Below are 26011 nucleotides of genomic sequence, written 5' to 3' on the forward strand. Positions count from 1 at the left end.
GTTATCCACAGAGCTTAGGCGGCGCTTTTTTGTCTGGGGTGCGGTGGAAAATTCGTCGATCAAATGCGTCGTCGGGCACCTACATGTGGATAAGTCGGCCGCTGATCGATACAATGGCCGTTGTTTTTGCCTTAGCGGCTTTCAACTCAGGGGATATCCGTGTCAGTGGAACTTTGGCAGCAGTGCGTGGAGCTTTTGCGCGATGAGCTGCCGGCCCAGCAATTCAACACCTGGATCCGTCCGCTACAGGTCGAAGCCGAAGGCGACGAGTTGCGTGTCTATGCACCGAACCGTTTCGTACTCGACTGGGTTAACGAAAAGTACCTGGGTCGGCTGCTCGAGCTTCTTGGCGAGCACGGTCAGGGCATGGCGCCTGCGCTTTCCTTATTAATAGGCAGCAAACGCAGCTCGGCGCCGCGTGCGGCACCCAATGCGCCACTGGCAGCCGCAGCGGCGGCATCGCAGCAGGCCCAGGGCACGGCCGGTGACTCGCCTGCCAGTCCGGCACCTGTGCACAATGCTGCGCCTGCGATCATCACCACGCCGGCACCGGCGCCGGTGCGCCACACTGAAAGCGACGAGCCATCGCGCGACAGCTTCGATCCACTGGCCGGTGCTGCCAGCCAGCAGGCGCCCGTGCGTGCCGAAGGGCGTACCGTGCAGGTTGAGGGTGCGCTCAAGCACACCAGCTACCTGAACCGTACCTTCACCTTCGAGAACTTCGTCGAGGGCAAGTCGAACCAACTGGCGCGCGCCGCCGCCTGGCAGGTCGCCGACAACCCCAAGCACGGCTATAACCCGCTGTTCCTTTATGGCGGTGTCGGCCTGGGTAAAACGCACTTGATGCACGCGGTGGGTAACCACCTGCTCAAGAAGAACCCGAATGCCAAGGTCGTGTACCTGCACTCGGAGCGTTTCGTGGCTGACATGGTCAAGGCGCTGCAGCTCAATGCGATCAACGAATTCAAACGCTTCTATCGTTCGGTCGATGCGTTGCTGATCGACGACATCCAGTTCTTCGCCCGTAAAGAGCGTTCCCAGGAAGAGTTTTTCCACACCTTCAACGCTCTGCTTGAAGGCGGGCAGCAGGTCATTCTGACCAGTGACCGCTACCCCAAGGAAATCGAAGGCCTGGAAGAACGGCTCAAGTCGCGTTTCGGCTGGGGCCTGACCGTTGCGGTCGAGCCACCGGAGCTTGAAACACGAGTCGCGATTCTGATGAAAAAAGCCGATCAGGCAAAAGTCGAGCTGCCGCACGACGCGGCGTTCTTCATCGCCCAGCGTATTCGCTCCAACGTCCGTGAACTCGAAGGCGCACTCAAGCGTGTCATCGCTCACTCGCACTTCATGGGCCGCGACATCACCATCGAGCTGATCCGCGAATCGCTCAAGGACCTGCTGGCCCTGCAAGACAAACTGGTGAGTGTGGATAACATTCAGCGCACAGTGGCCGAGTACTACAAGATCAAGATCTCCGATCTGTTGTCCAAGCGTCGCTCGCGTTCGGTTGCCCGGCCGCGTCAGGTGGCCATGGCACTGTCCAAAGAGCTGACCAACCACAGCCTGCCGGAGATCGGCGACGTATTCGGCGGGCGTGACCACACCACGGTGTTGCACGCCTGCCGCAAGATCAACGAACTCAAGGAGTCCGATGCGGACATCCGCGAGGACTACAAGAACCTGCTGCGTACATTGACCACATGATGACGCCAGAGCAGTTTATAGAGGCAAGGGACTAGACCATGCATTTCACCATTCAACGCGAAGCCCTGTTGAAACCCCTGCAATTGGTCGCCGGCGTAGTTGAACGCCGCCAGACCTTGCCGGTGCTTTCCAACGTGTTGCTGGTCGTTCAGGGCCAGCAACTGTCGCTGACCGGTACCGATCTTGAAGTGGAACTGGTTGGCCGCGTCCAACTGGAAGAGCCTGCCGAACCCGGTGAAATCACCGTGCCGGCGCGCAAGCTGATGGATATCTGCAAAAGCCTGCCCAACGACGCACTGATCGACATCAAACTCGAAGAGTCCAAGTTGCTGGTCAAGGCCGGTCGCAGCCGTTTTACGCTGTCCACCTTGCCAGCCAACGATTTCCCGACCGTCGAAGAAGGTCCGGGCTCGCTGACCTTCGATCTGGTGCAAAGCAAACTGCGTCGCCTGATCGAACGCACCAGCTTCGCCATGGCCCAGCAGGACGTGCGCTACTACCTCAACGGCATGCTGCTTGAAGTGAACAGCGGCGTTCTGCGTGCGGTCGCCACCGACGGTCACCGTCTGGCCATGTGCTCGATGGCCGCTGAAATCGGCCAGGCCGATCGTCACCAGGTCATCGTGCCGCGTAAGGGCATTCTGGAGATGGCGCGTCTGCTCACCGAACAGGACGGCATCGTCAGCATCGTGCTGGGCCAGCATCACATTCGTGCTACCACGGGTGAATTCACCTTCACTTCCAAACTGGTCGACGGCAAGTTCCCCGACTACGAGCGCGTACTGCCCAAGGGCGGCGACAAGCTGGTACTCGGTGATCGCCAGGCGCTGCGCGAAGCGTTCAGCCGTACCGCGATCCTGTCCAACGAGAAGTACCGTGGTATTCGTCTGCAACTGGCCAGCGGTCAGTTGAAGATTCAGGCCAACAACCCGGAACAGGAAGAAGCTGAAGAAGAAATCGGCGTCGAGTACAACGGCGACTCGCTGGAAATCGGCTTTAACGTCAGCTACCTGCTCGACGTACTGGGCGTGATGACCACCGAGCAGGTGCGTCTGATCCTGTCCGACTCCAACAGCAGCGCACTGGTGCAAGAGTCCGATAACGACGACTCGGCCTATGTCGTCATGCCGATGCGTCTGTGATCCTCTGATGCATAGCGCAGCCTGATGTCTCTCAGTCGCGTCTCGGTCACCGGGGTGCGCAATCTGCACCCGGTGACCTTCTCTCCCTCCCCGCGTATCAACATTCTCCACGGCGCCAATGGCAGTGGCAAAACCAGCGTGCTGGAAGCCATTCACCTGTTGGGTCTTGCACGCTCGTTTCGCAGCAGCCGTTTGCTACCGGTCATCCAGTACGAGCAACCCAGTTGCACGGTCTTCGGTCAGGTCGAACTGGCTGAAGGTGGTCATAGCAACCTGGGTATTTCTCGCGATCGGCATGGGGAATTTCAGATCCGTATCGACGGTCAAAACGCGCGCGGCACGGCGCAACTGGCTGAAACCCTGCCGCTGCAACTGATCAACCCGGACAGTTTTCGGCTGCTGGAAGGCGCTCCGAAGATTCGTCGGCAGTTTCTGGACTGGGGAGTGTTCCACGTGGAACCTCGCTTCATGGCCACTTGGCAGCGCCTGCAGAAAGCCCTGCGGCAGCGGAACTCATGGCTGCGGCATGGTACACTCGACACCGCTTCGCAAGCGGCATGGGACCGGGAATTGTGCCTGGCCAGCGATGAAATTGACGAGTTTCGGCGTGCTTATATCAAGGTGCTGAAACCGGTTTTTGAAAAGACATTGAGCGAGCTTGTCGAGCTCGAAGGTCTGACCCTTAGCTACTACCGCGGCTGGGACAAGGAAAAAGAGCTGAGCACGGTGCTCGCTTCATCCTTGCAGCGCGATCGGCAGATAGGCCATACCCAGGCCGGACCTCAACGAGCGGACTTACGCCTGAGGCTCGGAGCACACAACGCGGCAGACATATTGTCTCGCGGCCAGCAGAAGCTGGTGGTCTGTGCATTGCGCATCGCTCAAGGGCACCTCGTCAGCCAGGCGCGTCGAGGGCAATGCATCTACCTGGTGGATGACCTGCCCTCCGAACTGGATGACCACCACCGCCAGGCGCTTTGTCGCTTGCTGGAAGACTTACGCTGCCAGGTGTTCATCACCTGTGTAGACCACCAATTTTTGATCGAAGGCTGGCAGACGGAAACGCCAGTTGCTGTGTTCCACGTGGAACATGGCCGTATCAGCCAGACCCACGACCATCGGGAGTGATTGCATGAGCGAAAACCAAACGTACGACTCCTCCAGCATTAAAGTGTTGAAAGGACTGGATGCCGTACGCAAGCGTCCCGGGATGTACATCGGCGATACAGACGATGGCAGCGGTCTGCACCACATGGTGTTCGAGGTGGTTGATAACTCGATCGACGAAGCTTTGGCCGGCCATTGCGACGACATCAGTATCATCATTCACCCAGACGAATCGATTACCGTGCGCGACAACGGCCGCGGTATCCCGGTCGACGTCCATAAAGAAGAAGGCGTTTCGGCGGCAGAGGTCATCATGACCGTGCTCCACGCCGGCGGTAAATTCGACGACAACTCCTACAAGGTCTCCGGCGGTCTGCACGGCGTGGGTGTGTCGGTGGTCAACGCCCTCTCGGAACACCTGATGCTGACCGTGCGTCGCAGCGGTAAGCTCTGGGAACAGACCTACGTTCATGGCGTACCGCAAGAGCCGATGAAAATCGTTGGCGAAAGCGAAACCACCGGTACCCAGATCCACTTCAAGCCTTCGGCTGAAACCTTCAAGAACATTCACTTCAGCTGGGACATCCTCGCCAAGCGGATTCGTGAGCTGTCGTTCCTCAACTCCGGTGTCGGTATCCTGCTCAAGGACGAACGCTCCGGCAAAGAAGAAATGTTCAAGTACGAAGGCGGCCTGCGTGCCTTCGTCGAATATCTGAACACCAACAAGACTGCGGTCAACCAGGTCTTCCACTTCAACGTCCAGCGCGACGATGGCGTGGGTGTCGAGATTGCCCTGCAGTGGAACGACAGCTTCAACGAGAACCTGTTGTGCTTCACCAACAACATTCCTCAGCGCGATGGCGGTACGCACCTGGTGGGCTTCCGCTCGGCCCTGACGCGTAACCTGAACAACTACATCGAGCAGGAAGGCCTGGCCAAGAAGCACAAGGTCGCGACCACCGGCGACGATGCCCGTGAAGGCCTGACCGCGATCATCTCGGTAAAAGTACCCGATCCAAAGTTCAGTTCGCAGACCAAAGACAAGCTGGTGTCGTCCGAGGTCAAGACCGCAGTAGAACAGGAGATGGGCAAATACTTCTCCGACTTCCTGCTGGAAAACCCGAACGAAGCCAAGGCCGTGGTCGGCAAGATGCTCGACGCTGCCCGTGCCCGTGAAGCAGCGCGCAAGGCCCGTGAGATGACCCGCCGCAAAGGCGCGCTGGACATCGCCGGCCTGCCGGGCAAACTCGCCGACTGCCAGGAGAAAGACCCTGCTCTTTCCGAACTGTACCTGGTCGAGGGTGACTCTGCGGGTGGCTCGGCCAAGCAAGGCCGTAACCGCAGAACCCAGGCCATCCTGCCGCTGAAGGGCAAGATCCTCAACGTCGAGAAAGCACGCTTCGACAAGATGATCTCGTCTCAGGAGGTCGGTACGCTGATCACTGCACTGGGCTGCGGTATCGGTCGCGAAGAGTACAACATCGACAAGCTGCGCTATCACAACATCATCATCATGACCGATGCTGACGTCGACGGTTCGCACATCCGTACCCTGCTGCTGACCTTCTTCTTCCGTCAGTTGCCGGAACTGATCGAGCGTGGCTACATCTACATCGCCCAGCCGCCGCTGTACAAGGTCAAGAAAGGCAAGCAGGAGCAGTACATCAAGGACGACGAGGCCATGGAAGAATACATGACCCAGTCGGCCCTGGAAGACGCCAGCCTGCACCTCAGCGACTCGGCGCCAAGCGTTTCCGGCGAAGCGCTGGAGCGTCTGGTCAACGAGTTCCGCACCGTGATGAAGACGCTCAAGCGTTTGTCGCGCCTGTACCCTCAGGAACTGACCGAGCACTTCGTCTACCTGCCTGCCGTGACGCTGGAGCAATTGTCCGATCACGCCGCCATGCAAGACTGGCTGGCCAAGTTCGACGCGCGCCTGCGCACCGTCGAAAAATCGGGCCTGGCCTACAAAGCCAGCCTGCGCGAAGACCGCGAGCGCAACGTCTGGTTGCCGGAAGTCGAATTGATCTCCCACGGCCTTTCCAGCTACGTGACCTTCAACCGTGACTTCTTCGGCAGCAACGACTACCGGACCGTCACCGTGCTCGGTGCACAGATCAGCTCGCTGCTTGAAGAAGGCGCCTACGTTCAGCGTGGCGAACGCAAGAAACCGGTTACCGAGTTCAAGCAAGCGCTTGAATGGCTGATGACCGAAAGCACCAAGCGCCACACCATTCAGCGCTACAAAGGACTGGGCGAGATGAACCCGGACCAGCTGTGGGAAACCACCATGGACCCAAGCGTACGCCGGATGCTCAAGGTGACGATCGAAGACGCCATCGGCGCCGACCAGATCTTCAACACCCTGATGGGCGACGCCGTAGAACCGCGCCGTGACTTCATCGAGAGCAACGCGCTGGCAGTGTCGAACCTGGACTTCTGATTTGTAGGACCGGCTTTAGCCGGGAAGGCCCCCGACAGTTATGCTGCCGGGGGCTTTTTGTTTATCGCACTACCCTCACCGCCTGAGCAGTCTCTCTTCGATTGCCTGTCCCAATCCACGAGGCACAGGCGAATCCGCATAACCCTGTGCAATCTCGAAAGGATCGATCACCGAATCAATCTCGTCCCCAAACGAAAAGTCTCCCACTACATATCTGGCGAACGATGGCGACTCCGGTGCGGTGTCCAACAGCCAACAACCCGCGTAACGACCGATCAGATACTCGCCGATGAAGTAGCCGATACGCGTAATGAACCACACCCTGTTTTCGTCACTGATCACCGAGTGCCTGAAGCCACTGTCCAGCAGCGGTAAAAACTTCTCGGGATGAATCAGTACTTCATGGGGTTCATCAAACCCCAGGCTTTTACAAAATTCATGCAGCACGGGCAAGCGCTCGGCTCTGAATGCATCGAAGCCCTCTACGCGGCGTGCGAGCAAGGCTTCGGGTGAATCTTCAAAAGAGTCCATACAGGCTCCGCTTCTTGATTGTGAATAATTCTTTTGGAAAGAAAAAACTATCCCAGTAGAAAATCCTGAACGTCGACCTCCGTCACCCTGCCGTCGACAACCAGCACGCCCAGGCCCAGTTCCGGATCAAACGTAGCATCGAAGATAAAGCCGATCTGACGCGCTTCAGTATCGAAAGCCGACATGACTTTGATCTCGGTGAGAGAAACAAGATTTTTCAGGTCGCCAGGCTGGCTGATGACGGGCGCCTTGGCGTCCACTTCATTGGCGTCGAAACCATTTCGATAGGCTTCAAGATGAGCGCAGTAGTGATCGAAAATAGCGGCCTCGACCGCCCTGCCGATAGACACTTTGTGTGAGTTGAATTCGCGAAAAGCCAGCCGCTGGGTTTCAGCTATCGGGTCATCATCAAAGGTCTGGATAACCAGAGTTACCGATAATAGCTGGCCGTATAAAACAATCTCACAGTGGCCTGTGCAGACATCGTCGAAACAAAGCTCTCCAAAAACGGGATCTATTACTGAGCTCATGCATGGCTCCTATGATTTACTGGTTGAATCGATATCCTGACTCTCACTATCGGACCGTTACAATCAGTAAGTGTCCGATGTGTGATTCACAAAAGCACTCCGTTGTAATCATGCATGTATTCTTCAAACTCCAGCATCGTCCAGATATGTCCATCCAGGCGATCCACGCGAACGATACCTCCGGCCTTCTCTTCACTACGCTGAATGATGCTAAAGGTATGGTAGATAGGAATTTCAAGCTTCTGAAAAACGTCCGCCAAGATGCTAAAACCTTGACTACTCGCATAGTTTTCTGCAAGGGCGAAGCACGCCTGACGAGTAAGCAGTGAAGCACTCTTGTAACAGACAGGTATGCTGGAAGCGTTAAATCCATCACGCCTTAAATCTACGATAAGGCGTAGCATGTTAATCCGCTCAATACTGACGCCACAGTAGCCGCTTCGGTTGAGAACCTGTAAGTAGTCAACGGTATCATCATATAATTTCAGAAACCTGAGCGTGGGTGAGGTGATCACTTCAGTACTATATAAGTCACACCTTGGCTGGTTTTTGAATAGTTGCATGATTCACCTATCGTCCAGTGTTGGCAATGATTACCCGCCCTGAGCGTTTGGCCTGAAGTCATCAATCGTCCTGTTTTTCTCTTTCAGCAATGCCATCACAAACTCACGGTTGAAATCCATCAGGAATTCGATGGCATCATAAATCTTCCAGCGATGAATGTCAGGGTGGTCAATGATTGAGGCGAGGTGTTGCTCAATAGCAGGTAGGTACTCGAGACAGTGTTGGTGTTTTATAAAACTCAACGCATTGGCTATTTCGAAGGGTCTGTTGTTCGCCAATGTGATTATCTTCAACACCATTGAGAATATTTGAGTTCTTGCCAACTCTTTTTCTCCCCTGTCTGCCGAGTGGGCAAAATACATAGTCACTGCCATGAGAATATGCCGATAAGTATCATCATACCCATGCAGTCTATGAGAATAGATACCCTCGATAACATCGGGCCTTGTCATACTTTTTTCCAAAGCAATAAGCGCCTCATGCACACCCCAGCTGGTCAATAATTTCGCAGCCAGAAAACGCACCTCATCGTCTGTGTGAGAAAGCAGATCCTTTACCGCCTCCATTCTGTCCTGTGGAATATCCTCTGCGTCCAGCTCTCCTGGATCAGCCGCATAATCGGCATGTTCAGGAATACTATTCAGGAGATCATTGACTCTGCGATCCATAATCAAAGCTTACCTATCGATTTTTATGAACATCACTTGCTATTGACCACAATCGTGCCTGCCAGCATGTCGCCAAAGCGCCGCCGATGCCCGAAGAATAAGAAAATAGCGTCCAGCAAACTAAACAGCACCTTTGGCAGGTTACGCAACACCGATTGAAAGACCGTGCAGTTCATCTCGAACGGGAAACCGACAACGGCAATCTTCATCACGCGCTTGCCCACGCTTTGGCCACCTGGCAGTGCATCACCGAATACAAGATACAGGTACGAAAAAAGCCAAGGGCTCATCATTATCATCAGGACGAGTGAAGGCGAAATTTCGGGAGAAAATAATGGGCCAATCCACCTGATGATTAATTCAGCAGTGATAAAAATGACATGAGCAATCCCTACATCAATCATGACGGCGTAGAAGCGTTTCAAAGGACTTGCCAGATCGTAGGATGAGGCCGGGTATTGCTGGGTCAATGCGGTCATGTCGATAAGTACCGAATGAGGGATCTTTCGGCTGGCCGTGGCAGGACAATACGGGGGCTTGAAATCAGGCCGTACAAAGTCGGCCATGTCCTTGGCGTGGCAAGCATGATTAATCCATTAATAAGGCGCGGGGCGCGAATCGCCCGCTGAGTGTATTCAGGCTGGCTGAATGTATAAGCGGCAATAAAAAGACCGCCTGTTTGCCGGAAAATTCCCGCGCTTGGCCGTAACTGTGAGCCAGGTCACAGAGTTCCCCGGGCCTTCAAACAGCGCTGCAGGCCATACGGGGGGCGCCAGAAGGCAGCGATACCGGTGCCAACAACATCACATGCTACTATTCTGTGCATAACGCTATAAGCAACTCATGCGCGATGTATCAAGTCCATGGAAGATCAGGAAGTAGCCGCATGAATGATGTAATGCCGACAAAGCAGCCGGTTATGACCTGCGAAACCATGGCCAACCGGCGCATTCTGATCATCGACGACACACCGTCGATTCATGCGGACTTCCGCAAGATTCTCTGCCCTGACGACAGCAGTGCCGATGCATTGGCCGAGGCCGAAGAACTGCTGTTCGGTTCAGGTACTCCGGCAGTACCGGCTGCAACGGCATTCGAGCTGGACTCTGCGTATCAAGGTCAGGAAGCGCTGGCCAGGCTTGAGCAGGCCCTTGCCGAAGGCCGACCTTACGCCCTCGCCTTCATCGATATGCGCATGCCGCCTGGCTGGGACGGTTTGCAGACGCTGGAGCGCTTGTGGCAGGTTGACCCACGGTTGCAGGTCGCGTTGTGCACCGCCTACTCCGATTATTCGCTGGACGAGATGAGCGCTCGGGTTGATATGGGCGACCGCCTGTTGATTCTCAAGAAGCCGTTCGACCCCATCGAGATCGTGCAGATGGCCCGCGCCATGACGGTCAAATGGCAGATGACCCGCGAAGCCGAGGCCAAGCTCAACCTGCTCGAACAAGCCGTCGAGGAGCGTACCCGCGACCTGTCCGATGCCAACATCATTGTGCAGAACAGCCCGACGATTCTGTACCGCCTGCGCGGCCAGCCGTCGTTTCCGCTGATGTACATTTCGCACAACATCACCAAGTTCGGCCACCAGCGCGCAGACCTGCTCAACTCGCCTGACTGGACCCAGCAACTGATCCATCCCGACGACCAGTTCAAGGTCAACGAAACCATGGGGCTGGTGCTCGACAAGGACGCCCAGGGTGCTTCGATCGAATTTCGCCTGCGCACCGGTGACGGTCAATATCGCTGGGTCGAAAACCGCTATGTACCGGTGCGCCATGCCAACGGCCGGCTGCTGGAAATCGAAGGCATCATCATCGATATTACCGAGCGCAAGCTGGCCGAAGACAAGATCTCGCTGTTGGCGCGCACCGATAGCCTGACCGGGTTGTGCAACCGCTCGACTCTGATGGAGCGCCTGCGCCATGCGTTTGCAGCGGCCGAACGTGGTGCGATGTCGTTTGCCGTGTTCTATCTCGACCTGGATCACTTCAAGCGGATCAACGACACGCTGGGCCACGCCGTCGGCGATTTGCTGCTGCAGGAAGCCGCCCGGCGGCTGATGCACTGCACGCGCGAAAGTGACGTTGTGGCGCGCCTGGGCGGCGATGAGTTTTCGATCCTGCAACTGGAAATGGGCGACCCGGCGAATGCTGCCGCGCTTGCGATCAAACTGCGCAGCGCGCTGATGCAGCCCTATCATCTGGATGGCCACGATCTTTATGTGTCGTCGAGCATCGGCATCAGCACCTATTCTGCCAATTGCATCAGTGCCGAGTCGTTACTCGGCCAGGCCGACATGGCCCTGTACCGTTCCAAGGAAATGGGCCGCAACCAGTACCACTTCCATTCCGAGGACATCAATCAGGAGGTCATGGACCGCATCACTTTGATTGCCGAGCTCAAACAGGCCTTGATCAGTGATCAGCTTGAGCTGTTCTATCTGCCTGAAGTCGATCTGCATTCGGGGGCGATTCTGGGTATGGAAGCCTTGCTGCGCTGGCATCACCCGACTCGCGGCTTGCTCGATGCCAGCGCGTTCATGGCCGAGGCCGAGAAGGTCGGCACCATCGTTGCGTTGGGTCAGTGGGTATTGAATCAGGCCTGCAAACAGATGCGTGAGTGGCAGGATCAGGAGGTGGCGCCGCCGATCATTTCCGTCAATCTGTCGCTGACCCAGCTGAAGCGTGGCAATGAGCTGGTCAACGAGGTATTACAGACGCTCAATCGCTGGGGGCTGAAACCGTCGGATCTGGAGTTCGATGTCACCGAAGCCACCCTGGCCCACACCAAGTGGACCCAGAATGACGTACTGCCCGCGTTGCGCCGGTTGGGCATCAAGGTCGCCATCGACGATTTCGGCACCGACTATTCATCGTTCGATTACCTCAAGACCTACAAGGTCAACCGTCTCAAGCTGGCACCTGCCTTTGTCACCCACGCCCGCGACGACCTCAATAGCGCGATCACTTTACGAACCATCATCAATTTCGCCAACGAGGTCGGCATTGGTGTGATCGCCGAGGGCGTGGAAACCCTTGAACAGAAAAAGACCCTGATCTCCACCGGCGCCACCGTGGCTGCCCACGGCTACTACTTTAGTGAAGCCGTGAACAGCCAGCATGCTGCCGAGCTATTGAGCGAGGGTCATATCAACCTTGAGTAAGGGGCAGCACCAGGGTAAATGTTGCACCCTGGCCCTGACCTTCACTGTGCGCAATCAGATCACCGCCCATGCTGTGGGCCGCCAGAATGCAACTGTGCAGGCCAAAGCCATGGCCTGAAGTGCGCGTGGTGAAGCCATGCTCGAAGACCCGCCCCAGATTCTCGGACGAAATACCCTCGCCGTTATCCTGCACCACAATGCGCACTTGCCCCTCGCTGGCACTCTCCAGGCGCAAAATGATCTCGCTGGGCCGATCATTGACCGGCTCCAGCGCCTGCTTGGCGTTGTTGATCAGGTTGACCAGAATCTGCAGTACCTTGTGCTTGTCCAGATTGATCGGCGGCACATCGTTGAAATCCTTGACCAGGGTGATGGTGTGGCGTGCCAGCGACACGTCGCAGATGCGCACCACATCCTCGATCAGATCTCGCAACAGCACCGGCTCCATCAGACTCGATGTGCCGGCATACGATTGCTGGGTGGCGACGATATCCTTGATGTGATCGATGCTCTTGGTCAGCAGCGCCAGCTCATCGAGCATGCTCTGTTGCTCCGCCGCCAGCGCCTCGGCCAGCTTGCTCAGGTAATCGGGCAGCATCCGCCCTTTCGGATCGTTGCCCATGAACTCGCCCATGTCGTGTGCATGCTCGTTAAGCAACTGCACGACCTTCGACACGCCCTGGCCTTTCGAGGTACGCACCTTATCGCGCAGCACCTGCGCCGACACGTTCACGCTGTTGAGTACATTGCCGACGTTGTGCAGAACATTGGTGGCAATCTCGGCCATCCCCGCCTGGCGCGCCGTGGTCACCAGCTCCGCTTGCGCGGCGCGTAACTCATCGTTGACCTGAGCCAGTTGCCTGGGGCTGGGAATCTTCAATGCCACCGGAATCAATCTGACCAGCATGATTGCCGTCAGCACAGAGGCACTGGCGGTGATGACCTTGAGCATGGCTGCGATCCAGTAGTACGGATGCCAGATGGTGATGATTTCCATCACATGCGTTGCGCCACACGCCAGAATGAACACCCCGAACGCCACGAACATCCAGTCGAACGGCATATCCTTGCGCTTGCGGATGAAGTAGATCAACGCCAGCGGAATGCTGATGTAGCTCAGGGTAATCAGACTGTCGGACAGCACATTGGCCCACAACAGATCAGGCCGCCAGAAATAACAATGCCCATGCGGCATGAAGCGGTTGTCGGTCAAAAACTCAAACATAAGCGACTTCCTCGCGGAACCGTGGCGACAGCAACATGCGATCGGGACAACGAGGAGTCTAGCAAGGGCGGGAGTCGATATGTTCCACGTGGAACATACCGGTATGCCGAGTCAGGTATCAGGCTCAGAATGAATATTTGAGTGAAAGGATCAGGTTCCTCGGTTCGCCATACACGCCGTTGTCGGTAATCGAGGCGTAGTATTTTTTATCGAGCAGGTTGTTGGCGTTCAAGGTCGCAGACAGTTGCTTGCTGATCTCATACCGCGTCATGGCGCTGATCAGCATGTAGCTGCCCTGCTCTGGGTAGCCTTCGCCCTCGAAGCCATAGCGGCTTTTCCAGTTGAATCCGCCACCCACGGTGAGCTTATCCAGCGTGCCAGACAGATGATACGTGGTGAAGCCTTTGACGTTGTGCCTGGGAATACGGCTCATCGCCCGATTGCCCTGTGCGTCTTCGCTCAGGCTGTAGGCGTAGCCACCCGCAATATTCCAGCCTTCGCTCAACTCACCGTTGGCTTCCAGCTCCACGCCTTCAGTGGTGATGCCTTGCAGCGAGCGGTAGGCGCTGATGGTAGCGTCGTACTCGGCAACGTTGTCCTGCTCGACCCTGAACAGCGCCAGGTTGGCATTGAGTCGCCCGTCGTTGAAGGCCGCCTTGATGCCTGCCTCGTAGGCGGTGCCCTCTTCCGGATCAAGCGGGCTGTTGTTGATATCCCGTGCCGTGGCGCTTTGTGGATTGAAAATCTGCGTATAGCTGCCGTACAGCGACCAGGTATCGTCCAGGTCATAGATCAAGCCGGCAAAAGGCACGACAACACCGCTTTCGGTTTTTTCCTGTTTACTGCGGACTCCGGCAGTGGAGACGGTTTGCGCATTGCGTTTCCAGTCCATGACCCGCGAGCCGACAATCAAGTGAGTGGCATCGGTAAGATTGAAGCGCGAAGTGAGGTAGGCGCTGTATTGGGTTTCTTCAGTATCGGTTTTGCCTGTGCGGTTGAACGCGGGCCGGTTGGCACCACTGCCGTCCCAGTCCCAGATACTGCCCAGAGTACCGTCGTAGTTGCTGTTCCAGCTGTACAGCCAGCCATAGTTATCCGACTTGATATCGGTGTGCGACAAGGCGATTCCTGCAACCAGTTCATGCTCACGGCCCAGCAGTGAAAACGGGCCGGTGGCATAAGCATCCAGGCTGTTCACCGTATTGGTCTCGACCCATTTGGCGGGCGTGATACTGCTGCCCAGCCCGGTAGCGGCATCGATCTCGCCATACTGGTAATAGGAAATCGCATCCTGCTCATTGCGACTGCGGCTGACCTCTACCTTGCCACTCCAGCCGTTGGCAAATGCGTGGTCCAGCGACACAAAAAGGTTACTCTGACGGGTGTCGTAATAGCTCCAGTCCGGTGCATTGTTATAAGAGCGGGGCAGATGGATCCGGGCGCCGTTGCTGTAGTTATTCAAGTAATAGAGCGGCACGCCACTGCGCAGGGGCTGCTCATTGTCATTGCTCTGGTAGCTGAAACCGATGCTCAATAGCGTCTGGTCGTTGAGGTCGAACTCGGTGATACCGTAGGCCAGTTCCGCACGGCTTTCGTAACGATCCAGCCAACTGTTCTGATCCTTATGGTCGAGTACCAAACGGCTGCGAATCGTATCGGAACTGTTGAGCGGGCCGGAAACGTCAGTGCCTACGCCATAGTGATCCCAACTGCCTGCCTCGGCGCTGACACTGGCCTGATTCTGGGCGGTGGGACGCTTGCGCACCATATTGATCGACGCGCCGGGACTTCCCATGCCGCTCATCAGCCCGGTGGCACCGCGGACCACTTCGACCCGGTCGAACATCGCGGTCGAGGCCTGGAGGCTGAACATTTTGCTCGAGGACTTGGGCAGGCCATCGACCAGGTAATTGGAAATCATGAAACCGCGAGAATACGGCTGATCCAGATCGGTGCCGATGCCCTGGTTGAACGTGCTTACGCCAACGGTCGCGTCCAGCACTTCGGTGATGCTGGAAAGCTTCTGGTCATCGAGTCGTTGCCGGGTAATGACCGTGACCGACTGCGGGGTTTCCTTGAGGCTCAGACCCAGTCTGGTGGCCGTGTTCGACGGACGCGACGAGGTATAGGCGCCGCTGCCTTCACTCTGGGTTTCCAGACCTGCGCCTTGAATACGGGTGACCCCCAACTCCACCGCCCCTTGCGCCTCTACCGCGACCGCCAGCGCATAATTACCGCCCACATTGATCGCCCGCAGCCCGGTGCCCGCCAGCAACCGCGCCAGACCCTCCCCTACCCCGTAACTGCCACTCAGCCCTGCACTGCGTTTACCCGCCGTAAGCTGCCCGTCGGCCGACAACAGAATCCCCGACTCGCTGGCGAAGCGATTAAGGGCCTGATCCAGATTACCGGCAGGAATGGCATAGGCGCGGGTCTGTTCGCGGCTGGCAGCCGGCTCGCTGGCGGCGGACACCGGCAAGGTCGGTGCGGCGGCCAACAGGCTGCTGAACAGTGCATGACGCACACAAAGACTGAGTCGTGAACGCGGTGTGGCGGGCAGATGCGGCACTCTGGATATCCTCTGACGAAGGCTTCTTGATGATTTCAAGAGGTATCCCGAACGAGCGAGCGAAACCGACAAAGGCGGCTGTGAAAATTTTTCGGCCCGTTATGCCCGGGCCCGCACCGTCACCCAATAACGGGTCATGCTGTGGACTTCAACCGGCAACGACTGCTGCAACGCCAGCAGCACGCGATCAGTGTCGGTCAGTGGAAATACGCCGGTCAGCGGCAGGTTGGCCACGGCCGGATCGCAGCGCAACACGCCGGGACGATGGCGCGACAGTTCGCTGATGAACTGCCCCAGTGGCATGCGCTCGGCCACCAGTCGACCTTGTGTCCAGGCAATGGCATCAAGGTTGGCCGGCACGATCTGGCCCAGCCGCCCGGCATTGAACCAGCACTGCTGACCGGCGTGCAGGCGTGCCCTGGACGCTTGATACGGGCGCAGTTCCAGTTCGCCTTCGAACAGCTCGACCCGGCTGCCGCCATCGATTTCATAAACCGAAAAGCGTGTCCCCAGTGCCTGGATTTCACCCGCGGCAGTCTCTACGATCAACGGCCGGTTCGCCGGATCATGGCCGCTTTGCAGGAGGATTTCGCCGCTGAGCAGGCGAATACGCCGCTCGCGGGCGCTAAAGCGAATATCCACTGCCGTGCCGCTGTTCAGGCTCAACTGGCTGCCATCGGCCAGCGTCTGGTTCAGGCGCATGCCGGTGTCGCTGCGCAGGTCGGCCATGGCTTCACGCCAGGGTAAGTGGCTCTGCGCCAGGTAGCCAGTACCACCGGCCACCAGCAACAAGCCCAGCAGCTTGAGGGTCTGGCGCTTGCGCGCATCGGGCTGTTGGCGCAATACCGAGCGCGCCGTGTCGACCGGCACACCCGCCAGGGTGCCTTGTAACTGCTCGAAGCGCTGCCAGGCGCGGCGGTGCTCGCTGTCGGCGGCTTGCCATTCGTTGAAGCGGCGCTGTTGTTCGGGGTCGAGTTCGCCATTCCAGTGCAGCATCAACCAGTGGCTGGCCTGCTCGACGATGGCCGGCGCGATGGGCGCTTCACGCAGGCGGCTCATTCGGCGTACAGCACCTGATAGCAGGCGGTGATCGCGCGCAGCATGTACTTCTGCACCGAACTGACGCTGACCTGCAAGCGCTCGGCGATTTGCGCGTAGTCGAGGCCTTCGAAGCGTGACAGCAAGAACGCCTCGCGCACCCGCGCCGGCATGGCGTCGAGCATGCTGTCGATCTGCATCAGTGTTTCGATCACCAGTGCACGGGTTTCCAGCGACGGTGATTGCGGTTCGGGCAGGTGAGCCAGACTGTCCAGATACGCCTGTTCGATACGCTGGCGGCGCCACTGGTCGATCACCAGATTACGGGCGATTTGCGCCAGGTACGTGCGCCCTTCATCGATGCCGGGAAGGCGCCGGGTGACCAGCAGGCGCAGGAAAGTGTCCTGAGCGATGTCGGCGGCGCGCTCGTGATCGCCCAGGCGCTTGCGCAGCCAGCCCTGCAGCCAGCCGTGATGATCGCGATAAAGCGTATCGATAGGCGATGTTTCGATGGGCACCGGGCGGTCCGTCCTGAATGCATTTAAGAATTGATCGCAATTCTATGGCGGTGAAATGCAAATGAGCAATCCCGCAAACAGGGCACAAACAACAGGCGTAAAAAAACCGGCCCTCGGAGAGGGCCGGTCCAGATGCTCATAAAAACTTATGCACGTTTTCAGTTCGCTGATGCTCTGCTGAAATAAGTAACCAAATCAATCAGATACAGAGGATATTCGCGTTATTCGGAAAATTCGCACACAGGTTATCCACAATTTCACGCAGGCACTTTTTCGTCGTTCGACATCGGGATTGCCGGTGATCCCATGGCGCGTTGAGTGGCTTCGTTCCAGGCCTGTACACGGTCGTTCAGTGCGGCAATGGCGCGTGGGCCGGTGCCTTCTGCGAACATCGGCTCGCCGATCACCACCTCGATGGTGCCCGGGGTCTTGTGCCAGCCTTCCTTGGGCCAGTACTTGCCGGCGTTGTGGGCAATCGGCAAGACCGGCAGCTCGGCATTCACGGCCAGCGCGGCGCCACCACGGGAGAATTTGCCGACCTTGCCATACGGCACGCGGGTGCCTTCCGGAAAGATCAGTACCCAGACGCCGTCCTTGAGCAACTGGTCACCCTTCTGGGCAATCTCGCGCAGTGCCGCCTTGGGGTTGGAGCGGTCAATGGCGATGGGCCGCAGCATGGCCATGGCCCAGCCGAAGAACGGCACGTACAGCAGCTCACGCTTGAGCACCTGGCTCAGCGGCTCGAAGTACGCCGACAGAAAGAAGGTCTCCCAGGTGCTCTGGTGATTGGACACGATCACGCAGGGCGTCTTGGGAATGTTGTGCTCGCCGGTCACCTTGATCCTGATGCCCAGCAGCACCCGCGACAGCAGCAGGGCAAACCGGCACCAGTTGACGTTGATGAAACGATAACGGGCCTTGAACGATAGAAACGGTGCGATGAAAAAGCTCAGGGTGCACCAGGCGAAGGCGCTGCCGCCGAGCAGCACATAGAAGATAAAGATTCTGAGCGTCTGGATGATCGACATGCCTGCTTTTACCTGGGGGCGGTTGCCCGTTGATTGCCCGTGCCGGCGTGTTGCCGGCCATTGGCGCTAAGTAGCGTTATAGCGCACGGTTGTGGATAAGTTCTCTGGCAATGGCCGCCAGATCATCGAAAACCAGTGTCCCGGCCGGCACGTTGCCGTCCTGTGTCTTGCGGCCCTTGCCGGTCAGCACCAGCACCGGTTGCGCCTCGGCAGCCAGGGCGGCCTGCAGGTCGCTCTTGCTGTCACCAACGAACCATACGCCCGAAAGCGTCGCGCCGTAATGCCCGGCAATGGTGTGCAGCATGCCGGGCAACGGCTTGCGGCACTCACAGCCCGCATCGGGGCCATGTGGACAATAGACGATCAAGCCAACCTCGCCGCCCTGCTCCGCTACCAGCGTGCGCAGTTGCGCATGCATGGCGTCCAGGGTGGCCAGGTCGTAATAACCTCGGGCAATGCCGGACTGGTTGGTGGCCACGGCCACCGTCCAGCCGGCCTTGCTCAGTGCTGCGATGGCCTCGATAGAGCCCGGAATGGGAACCCACTCCTCCAGCGACTTTATATACGCGTCGGAGTCATGATTGATCACTCCGTCCCGATCGAGAATCAGCAGCTTCACGCTCTACCCCTTCTCAGCCCAGCAGCGAGATGTCGGCAACGCCCAGGAACAGCCCGCGCAGGCGGGCCAGCAACGCATAGCGGTTGGCCCGTACGTTGGCGTCCTCGGCATTGACCATGACCGCTGCGAAGAACGCATCGACCGGATCGCGCAGGCTGGCCAGACGCGCCAGCGACTCGGTGTACTTGCGCTCGGCGGCCAGTGGCTGCACGGCGTGGTCGGCCTGTTGCACGGCCGAGTACAGCGAGAACTCGCTGGCGTTGTCGAAATACTTGGGCTCGACGGTCTGGGCGATGTGGCCCTCGGCCTTGCTCAGCAGGTTCGACACGCGCTTGTTCACGGCCGCCAGCGCTGCGGCCTGTGGCAGGGCACGGAATGCCTGGACGGCCTGCACACGCTGGTCGAAGTCCAGCGCCGAGGCCGGCTGCAGCGCACGCACCGACAGGTACACGGCAACGTCGATGCCTTCGTCTTCGTAACGCGCACGCAGGCGGTCGAAGATGAACTCCAGCACCTGCTCGGCAAGCCCTGCGGCCTTGACCTTGGCACCGAACAGCGTGACAGCGTACTTCACGGTCTCGATCAGGTTGAGGTCGAACTTCTTGTCGATCAGGATGCGCAGAATGCCCAGTGCCGCACGACGCAGCGCATAGGGGTCCTTACTGCCGGTCGGCAGCATGCCGATACCGAAGATGCCCACCAGCGTGTCGAGCTTGTCGGCGATGGCCACGGCGGCACCGGTCACGGTGGTCGGCAGCTCGGCGCCGGCGCCACGTGGCATGTACTGCTCGTTCAGGGCCAGGGCGACATCGTCAGCCTCGCCGTCGGCCTTGGCATAGTAATAACCGGCGATGCCCTGCATTTCAGGGAATTCACCGACCATTTCGGTCGACAGGTCGCATTTGGACAGCAGGCCTGCACGCGCGGCGCGCTCGGCATCGCCGCCAATGCGCGGGGCAATGTAGGCGGCCAGCTTCGAAACGCGCTCGGCCTTGTCGTAGACGCTGCCCAACTGGGCCTGGAACACTACGTTCTTCAGGCGTTCGTTGAAGGTTTCGAGCTTCTGCTTCTTGTCCTGCTTGAAGAAGAACTCGGCGTCGGTCAGGCGTGGACGCACGACCTTCTCGTTACCCGAGATGATCTGCGCCGGGTCCTTGCTCTCGATGTTGGCCACGGTAATGAAGCGCGGCAGCAGCTTGCCTTCGGCGTCCAGCAGGCAGAAATACTTCTGGTTGTCCTGCATGGTGGTGATCAGGGCTTCCTGTGGAACCTCCAGGAAACGCTCCTCGAAGGAGCACACCAGCGGCACTGGCCACTCGACCAGGCCGGTGACTTCATCGAGCAGCTCCGGCGGCACGATGGCTGTGCCCTGTTGCTGGGCGGCCAGCTCGTCGACGCGCTTGGCGATGATCTGCCGACGCTCGACTGCGTCGGCCAGTACATAGGCGGCGCGCAGGTCGGTCAGGTAAGCGGCCGGCGAGCTGATGCGCACGTCTTCCGGGTGATGGAAGCGGTGGCCGCGCGAGTGACGGCCAGAGGTCTGGGCCAGAATCGTGCAAGGAATAACCTGGTCGCCGAACAGCATGACCAGCCACTGGGTCGGCCGCACGAACTCTTCCTTGCGCGCTGCCCAGCGCATGCGCTTGGCGATCGGCAGGTCGTTGAGCGAGTCTTCGACGATGGTCGGCAGCAGCGACGGCGTCGGCTTGCCGGCGATGCTTTGCACGAAGCGCAGCTTGGGACCGCTCTGGTCGATCTCGGCCAGGTCGACGCCACACTTCTTGGCAAAGCCCAGGGCGGCCTGGGTCGGGTTGCCTTCAGCATCGAACGCGGCCTGACGCGGCGGGCCATCGAGGGTCACGCTGCGATCAGGCTGTTGGTCGGCAAGCCCGGTGATCAGCACGGCCAGACGGCGCGGGGCGGCATACACCTGGCTGGCGCTGTAGGTCAGGCCGGCGCTTTGCAGGCCCTTCTCGATACCGGCGCGAAAGGCGTCGGCCAGGCTGCCGAGGGTCTTGGGTGGCAGCTCTTCGGTGCCCAGTTCGACCAGAAAATCTTGAGCACTCATTGTGCAGCCTCCAGCTTGGCCAATACTTCGTCGCGTAGATCGGGCGCTGCCATCGGGAAGCCCAGGCGGGCGCGCGATTGCAGGTAGCTCTGGGCGACCGAACGGGCCAGGGTGCGCACGCGCAGGATGTACTGCTGGCGCGCGGTCACGGAAATGGCACGGCGCGCATCGAGCAGGTTGAAGGTGTGCGAGGCCTTGAGCACCATTTCATAGCTTGGCAGCGGCAGGTTCAGCTCGATCAGGCGCGCGGCTTCGCTTTCATAGAAATCGAACAGCTCGAACAGCTTCTCGACGTTGGCGTGTTCGAAGTTGTAGGTCGACTGCTCGACCTCGTTCTGGTGGAACACATCGCCATAGGTGACCTTGCCGAACGGGCCGTCGGCCCAGACCAGGTCGTAAACCGAATCGACGCCTTGCTGGTACATGGCCAGGCGTTCAAGGCCATAGGTGATTTCGCCGGTCACCGGGTAGCACTCGATGCCACCCACTTGCTGGAAGTAGGTGAACTGCGAGACTTCCATGCCGTTGAGCCAGATTTCCCAGCCCAGACCCCAGGCGCCCAGGGTCGGCGATTCCCAGTTGTCTTCGACGAAGCGCACGTCATGCACCAGCGGGTCGAGGCCGATGCGCTTGAGCGAGCCCAGGTACAACTCCTGGAAGTTGTCCGGGTTGGGCTTGAGCACCACCTGGAACTGGTAGTAATGCTGCAGACGGTTGGGGTTTTCACCGTAGCGGCCGTCGGTAGGACGACGGCTGGGCTGGACGTAGGCGGCATTCCAGGTTTCCGGGCCAACGGCGCGCAGAAACGTGGCTGTGTGGAACGTGCCGGCGCCTACTTCCATATCGTAGGGCTGAAGCACCACACAACCTTGCTCGGCCCAGTATTGCTGGAGGGCGAGGATCAAGTCTTGGAAGGTACGCACGGCTGGCGTAGGCTGGCTCACAAAATTCACCTGTGCTGGGCTGCGATTCGAAAGGCGGGGAGTATACCCGATTCGGCCGCGCATCGGCCCGTGGGAGGGGTATGACACGCTGCTTTTGGTGCAATGAAGATCCGTTGTACATCGCTTATCACGATCACGAGTGGGGCGTGCCGCTGCGCGACGCACACCGGCTGTTCGAACTGCTATTGCTCGAAGGGTTCCAGGCCGGGCTGTCATGGATCACGATTCTCAAACGCCGCGCGCGTTATCGCGAAGTGTTGTTCGGCTTTGATGCCGAGCGCCTGGCGCAATTGACCGACGAAGAGATCGAAGCCTTGATGCAGGACGCGACGATCATTCGCAATCGCCTCAAGCTCAAGGCGGTACGCACCAATGCCCGCGCCTGGCTGGCGCACCCGGACCCGGTCGGGTTGCTGTGGTCGTTTGTCGGCGGGACGCCGAAAATCAACCACTTCAAGGACCGCAGCGAAGTCCCGGCGATCACTCCCGAAGCCGAGGCCATGAGCAAAGCCTTGAAGAAAGCCGGCTTCACCTTTGTCGGGCCGACCATCTGCTACGCCTTCATGCAGGCCAGCGGCATGGTCATGGACCACACCACCGATTGCGATCGCTACGCGGTTTTAAGCCGCTGACGGGTACAATGCCCGCCTTGAACATGAGGGAATGAGTTGTGGAAAAATTCAAAGGCGCCTTGATGGTCGGGGCGTTGCGCCTGTTTGCCCTGCTGCCGTGGCGCGCTGTGCAAGCCGTAGGGTCAGCGATTGGCTGGCTGATGTGGAAACTGCCCAACCGCTCCCGCGAGGTGGTGCGCATCAACCTGGCCAAATGTTTCCCGGAACTGAGCCCCGCCGAACATGAAAAACTGGTCGGCCGCAGCCTGATGGACATCGGCAAGACCCTGACCGAAAGCGCCTGCGCCTGGATCTGGCCGGCGCAGAAGTCCATCGACCTGGTGCGTGAAGTCGAAGGCCTCGATGTGCTCAAGGACGCGCTGGCCTCGGGCAAGGGCGTGGTCGGCATCACCAGCCACCTGGGCAACTGGGAAGTGCTCAACCATTTTTATTGCAGCCAGTGCAAACCGATCATTTTCTACCGCCCGCCCAAGCTCAAGGCGGTCGATGACCTGCTGCGCAAGCAACGCGTGCAACTGGGCAACCGCGTGGCGCCGTCGACCAAAGAGGGCATCATCAGTGTCATCAAGGAAGTGCGCAAAGGCGGCCAGGTCGGTATTCCTGCCGATCCTGAACCCGCCGAATCGGCCGGCCTCTTCGTGCCCTTCTGCGGCACCGTGGCGCTGACCAGCAAATTTGTGCCCAACATGCTTGCCGGTGGCAAGGCAGTCGGCGTCTTCCTGCACGCCATGCGCCTGCCGGATGGCTCGGGCTACAAAGTGGTGCTCGAAGCGGCACCAGAGGCGATGTACAGCACCGACACCGAAACCTCGGCGGCGGCCATGAGCCAGGTGGTGGAAAAGTATGTGCGGGCGTACCCGAGCCAGTACATGTGGAGCATGAAACGCTTCAAGAAACGCCCGGCGGGGGAAGCGCGCTGGTATTGAAAATTGCCCGGCCGCTTTGATCCGGCCTCGAGCCTGCTGATAAAGAATCCTCCTACAAAATGCGTCAGTCACAATTCTCAGGGCTTCGTTGACACCCTTGTCATCGATGGATAGCCTGCTCGCAACACACTCGCCACACGTCCTGTCCAACGGATAGGGTCCTGCTTCCAAGCAGGCGTGCAAAAGGCGGGTTTTTTTTGCCCGGAATTTGACTATGACCAAGAAGGCAGTCTCGATAGTCAGGCGTCCCTATACCAAGACGGCGCTGACGTCTCAAACGTTGTTGGTAAAGCTGAAAGCCCAGGGTCTGATCGTCGAAGACGATGTATTAGCGTTGCAATACATTACTTATGTAGGCCATTTTCGACTGAAGGGTTATTGGTATCAGTTGCAGGATCCTGCTACCGGCAATTTCCGGCCTGGTACTACATTCGCCAGGATCCGTCATCGGTATGAGTGTGATCGCGAGATGAGGACCATCATCATGGAGTCGGTCGAACGGCTTGAGGTGGCTATTCGAACGGTGATTTGCAATCTGCTCAGCCTTAAATACTCTGCTCATTGGTATCTGAACACTGCCCTTTTTGCACCGAAGCGAAAAAGCGGAATCGGGCAGATGCTGGCGAAAATTGAAAGCGGATTTGAACAGGCAGCCTCAAGGCTGTTTGTGACCGCTTACTACGAGAATTATGACGATCCTTATTTGCCGCCAAGTTGGGCCATGAGCGAGTGCGTCACACTGGGCACCTGGTCCAGAATTTTCGCCATGCTCAGGGATCCAGCGGATAGAAAAATAATCTCTTCAAAATTTGGCATAACGCAGGTTGAGGTCTTTGAAAGCTGGCTCCATACGCTGACAGTATTGCGCAATATGGCTGCTCACCACGCTCGATTCCTTGATGTGAAAACGGGTGTTTCCCCCACAAATCTCAAGCTCAAAGCCATCAAATTAAGCGATAACAGTACTGTTTTTGCTTCGCTGACGGTGATCCACATTTTGTTGGAGGCGATAGGATTTAGCGAAGAGTTCAAGATGCGACTCGAGCGAATGGAGGATAAATACGGTATCGAGCATTTTCAGCTCATGGGCTTCCCTGAAAAATGGAAGACAGATTCCAAGGGGTGGTAAGCCTTCAAAAGAACACATGGCTTGAAAATACCCCGCAGAAACGGCCGACCGGCCGATCCTGCAAGGCCGCGCAAGCCTTAGAAAAAGCTCAACCCCACCTGAAACAGCCGCTCTGCATCGCGGATGTATTTCTTGTCGACCAAAAACATGATCACGTGGTCGCCTGACTCGATCACGGTGCTGTCGTGGGCGATCAGTACTTCTTCGTCGCGGATGACTGCGCCGATGGTGGTGCCGCTGGGCAGGTTGATGTCCTTGATGGCGCGGCCGATGACCTTGCTCGATTTGGCATCGCCATGGGCGACCAGCTCGATGGCTTCTGCCGCGCCGCGGCGCAGTGAATGCACACTGACGATGTCGCCACGGCGTACGTGGGCCAGCAGGGTGCCGATGGTTGCCAGTTGCGGGCTGACCGCGATGTCGATTTCGCCGCCTTGTACCAGGTCGACATAGGCCGGGTTGTTGATCAGAGTGATGACCTTGCGTGCGCCCATGCGCTTGGCCAGCAGCGACGACATGATGTTGGCTTCGTCGTCGTTGGTCAGGGCGAGGAACAGGTCGGTGTCGCCGATGTTTTCTTCCATCAGCAGGTCGCGGTCCGACGAGCTGCCTTGCAGCACCACGGCGCTGTTGAGGTTTTCCGAGAGGTAGCGGCAGCGCGCCGGGTTCATTTCGATGATCTTGACCTGATAGCGGCTTTCGATGGCCTCGGCCAGACGCTCGCCGATATTGCCGCCACCGGCGATCACGATGCGTTTGTAGTTTTCGTCCAGGCGGCGCATTTCGCCCATCACCGCGCGGATATGCGCCTTGGCAGCGATGAAGAACACTTCGTCGTCGGCTTCGATCACCGTATCGCCTTGCGGCAGAATCGGCCGGTCGCGGCGGAAGATCGCAGCGACGCGGGTGTCGACGTTGGGCATGTGCGCCTTGAGCTGGCGCAGTTGCTGGCCCACCAGCGGCCCGCCGTAATAGGCCTTGATCGCGACCAGTTGCGCCTTGCCTTCACCAAAGTCGATGACCTGCAAGGCGCCGGGGTATTCGATCAGGCGCTTGATGTAGTTGGTGACCACCTGTTCGGGGCTGATCAGCACGTCCACCGGAATGGCATCGTTGTCGAACAGCTCGTCGCGGGTCAGGTAGGCCGACTCGCGCACCCGCGCGATCTTGGTCGGGGTGTGGAACAGCGTGTAGGCCACCTGGCAGGCGATCATGTTGGCTTCGTCGCTGTTGGTCACGGCCACCAGCATGTCGGCATCGTCGGCGCCGGCCTGGCGCAGCACGGTCGGAAACGAACCCTTGCCTTGCACGGTGCGAATATCCAGGCGATCACCCAGATCGCGCAGACGGTCGCCGTCGGTGTCGACCACGGTAATGTCGTTGGCCTCACTGGCCAGGTGCTCGGCCAGCGTACCGCCGACCTGCCCCGCGCCGAGAATGATGATTTTCAACCGGTCACT

Annotated in this window: 22 protein-coding genes; 8 read left to right on the forward strand and 14 right to left on the reverse strand. The window is 58.5% G+C overall.

Annotation, left to right across the window (positions count from 1 at the left end):
• Positions 1 to 159 precede the first annotated feature (159 nt).
• The 4 genes from dnaA to gyrB are packed head-to-tail and all read left to right on the forward strand — an operon-like array spanning position 160 to position 6396.
• On the forward strand, positions 160 to 1704 hold the full coding sequence (dnaA, locus tag ACYP2A_RS14635; RefSeq protein ID WP_459745957.1) for a chromosomal replication initiator protein DnaA: 1545 nt from the start codon (positions 160 to 162) through the stop codon (positions 1702 to 1704).
• A 38-nt stretch (positions 1705 to 1742) separates the two neighbouring features.
• The gene (gene dnaN, locus ACYP2A_RS14640) at positions 1743 to 2846 is read left to right on the forward strand and encodes a DNA polymerase III subunit beta (RefSeq protein WP_459745959.1); all 1104 of its coding nucleotides are present in this window, start codon (positions 1743 to 1745) and stop codon (positions 2844 to 2846) included.
• Positions 2847 to 2870: 24 nt separating this feature from the next.
• A complete protein-coding gene (recF, locus tag ACYP2A_RS14645) occupies positions 2871 to 3974 on the forward strand; it encodes a DNA replication/repair protein RecF (RefSeq protein WP_459745961.1) in 1104 nt (367 codons plus the stop codon).
• Positions 3975 to 3978: 4 nt separating this feature from the next.
• Positions 3979 to 6396: a DNA topoisomerase (ATP-hydrolyzing) subunit B gene (gyrB, locus tag ACYP2A_RS14650; RefSeq protein WP_459745962.1), complete on the forward strand. Its 2418-nt coding sequence runs from the start codon at positions 3979 to 3981 to the stop codon at positions 6394 to 6396.
• A gap of 75 nt (positions 6397 to 6471) precedes the next feature.
• On the opposite strand, the gene ACYP2A_RS14655 is transcribed toward gyrB, so the two are convergent.
• From ACYP2A_RS14655 to ACYP2A_RS14675, 5 genes are all read right to left on the reverse strand, one after another.
• Positions 6472 to 6927 (reverse strand): hypothetical protein, encoded by a 456-nt coding sequence (locus ACYP2A_RS14655; RefSeq protein WP_459745964.1) that lies wholly within the window; start codon positions 6925 to 6927, stop codon positions 6472 to 6474.
• A gap of 47 nt (positions 6928 to 6974) precedes the next feature.
• Positions 6975 to 7457: a DUF6985 domain-containing protein gene (locus ACYP2A_RS14660; protein ID WP_459745966.1), complete on the reverse strand. Its 483-nt coding sequence runs from the start codon at positions 7455 to 7457 to the stop codon at positions 6975 to 6977.
• 86 nt (positions 7458 to 7543) lie between these two features.
• A complete protein-coding gene (locus tag ACYP2A_RS14665) occupies positions 7544 to 8020 on the reverse strand; it encodes a hypothetical protein (RefSeq protein ID WP_459745969.1) in 477 nt (158 codons plus the stop codon).
• Positions 8021 to 8050: 30 nt separating this feature from the next.
• Positions 8051 to 8689, reverse strand: a complete 639-nt coding sequence (locus tag ACYP2A_RS14670) for a hypothetical protein (protein WP_459745972.1) — start codon at positions 8687 to 8689, stop codon at positions 8051 to 8053.
• Between the two features lie 32 nt (positions 8690 to 8721).
• Positions 8722 to 9255 carry an RDD family protein gene (locus ACYP2A_RS14675; protein WP_459745976.1) on the reverse strand — a complete coding sequence of 178 codons (534 nt, stop codon included), beginning with the start codon at positions 9253 to 9255 and terminating at the stop codon, positions 8722 to 8724.
• Between the two features lie 353 nt (positions 9256 to 9608).
• Between ACYP2A_RS14675 and ACYP2A_RS14680 the strand changes: the two genes are divergently transcribed.
• Positions 9609 to 11855: a putative bifunctional diguanylate cyclase/phosphodiesterase gene (locus ACYP2A_RS14680; protein WP_459745978.1), complete on the forward strand. Its 2247-nt coding sequence runs from the start codon at positions 9609 to 9611 to the stop codon at positions 11853 to 11855.
• Here the strand turns inward: ACYP2A_RS14680 and ACYP2A_RS14685 are convergent.
• From ACYP2A_RS14685 to glyQ, 8 genes are all read right to left on the reverse strand, one after another.
• A complete protein-coding gene (locus ACYP2A_RS14685; RefSeq protein ID WP_459745982.1) occupies positions 11842 to 13080 on the reverse strand; it encodes a sensor histidine kinase in 1239 nt (412 codons plus the stop codon). The genes ACYP2A_RS14680 and ACYP2A_RS14685 overlap by 14 nt on opposite strands.
• 124 nt (positions 13081 to 13204) lie before the next feature.
• A complete protein-coding gene (locus tag ACYP2A_RS14690; protein WP_459745985.1) occupies positions 13205 to 15649 on the reverse strand; it encodes a TonB-dependent siderophore receptor in 2445 nt (814 codons plus the stop codon).
• A gap of 99 nt (positions 15650 to 15748) precedes the next feature.
• Positions 15749 to 16708 (reverse strand): FecR domain-containing protein, encoded by a 960-nt coding sequence (locus ACYP2A_RS14695; protein WP_459745986.1) that lies wholly within the window; start codon positions 16706 to 16708, stop codon positions 15749 to 15751.
• Positions 16705 to 17205, reverse strand: coding sequence for a sigma-70 family RNA polymerase sigma factor (locus tag ACYP2A_RS14700; RefSeq protein ID WP_459745989.1), 501 nt, complete (start codon positions 17203 to 17205; stop codon positions 16705 to 16707). The genes ACYP2A_RS14695 and ACYP2A_RS14700 overlap by 4 nt, the downstream gene beginning before the upstream one ends.
• 257 nt (positions 17206 to 17462) lie before the next feature.
• Positions 17463 to 18233, reverse strand: a complete 771-nt coding sequence (locus ACYP2A_RS14705) for a lysophospholipid acyltransferase family protein (RefSeq protein ID WP_459745991.1) — start codon at positions 18231 to 18233, stop codon at positions 17463 to 17465.
• Between the two features lie 76 nt (positions 18234 to 18309).
• The gene (gmhB, locus tag ACYP2A_RS14710) at positions 18310 to 18852 is read right to left on the reverse strand and encodes a D-glycero-beta-D-manno-heptose 1,7-bisphosphate 7-phosphatase (RefSeq protein ID WP_459745993.1); all 543 of its coding nucleotides are present in this window, start codon (positions 18850 to 18852) and stop codon (positions 18310 to 18312) included.
• A gap of 13 nt (positions 18853 to 18865) precedes the next feature.
• Entirely contained in the window at positions 18866 to 20920 is a 2055-nt protein-coding gene (gene glyS / locus ACYP2A_RS14715; protein ID WP_459745994.1) for a glycine--tRNA ligase subunit beta, read from the reverse strand.
• Positions 20917 to 21864 carry a glycine--tRNA ligase subunit alpha gene (gene glyQ / locus ACYP2A_RS14720; protein WP_459745996.1) on the reverse strand — a complete coding sequence of 316 codons (948 nt, stop codon included), beginning with the start codon at positions 21862 to 21864 and terminating at the stop codon, positions 20917 to 20919. Before glyQ ends, glyS begins: the two co-directional genes overlap by 4 nt.
• An 80-nt stretch (positions 21865 to 21944) precedes the next feature.
• Here glyQ and ACYP2A_RS14725 point away from each other — a divergent pair, with 80 nt between their 5' ends.
• The 3 genes from ACYP2A_RS14725 to ACYP2A_RS14735 all read left to right on the forward strand — a co-directional run bounded on the left by ACYP2A_RS14725 (position 21945) and on the right by ACYP2A_RS14735 (position 24551).
• Positions 21945 to 22496, forward strand: coding sequence for a DNA-3-methyladenine glycosylase I (locus tag ACYP2A_RS14725; protein ID WP_459745997.1), 552 nt, complete (start codon positions 21945 to 21947; stop codon positions 22494 to 22496).
• Positions 22497 to 22534: 38 nt separating this feature from the next.
• The gene (locus tag ACYP2A_RS14730; protein ID WP_459745998.1) at positions 22535 to 23422 is read left to right on the forward strand and encodes a lysophospholipid acyltransferase; all 888 of its coding nucleotides are present in this window, start codon (positions 22535 to 22537) and stop codon (positions 23420 to 23422) included.
• Between the two features lie 214 nt (positions 23423 to 23636).
• The gene (locus ACYP2A_RS14735; RefSeq protein WP_459745999.1) at positions 23637 to 24551 is read left to right on the forward strand and encodes an Abi family protein; all 915 of its coding nucleotides are present in this window, start codon (positions 23637 to 23639) and stop codon (positions 24549 to 24551) included.
• Positions 24552 to 24628: 77 nt separating this feature from the next.
• Here the strand turns inward: ACYP2A_RS14735 and trkA are convergent, their stop codons facing one another.
• Positions 24629 to 26002, reverse strand: coding sequence for a Trk system potassium transporter TrkA (gene trkA / locus ACYP2A_RS14740; RefSeq protein WP_459746001.1), 1374 nt, complete (start codon positions 26000 to 26002; stop codon positions 24629 to 24631).
• Positions 26003 to 26011 lie beyond the last annotated feature (9 nt).

Source organism: Pseudomonas sp. 3A(2025) (assembly GCF_054589175.1).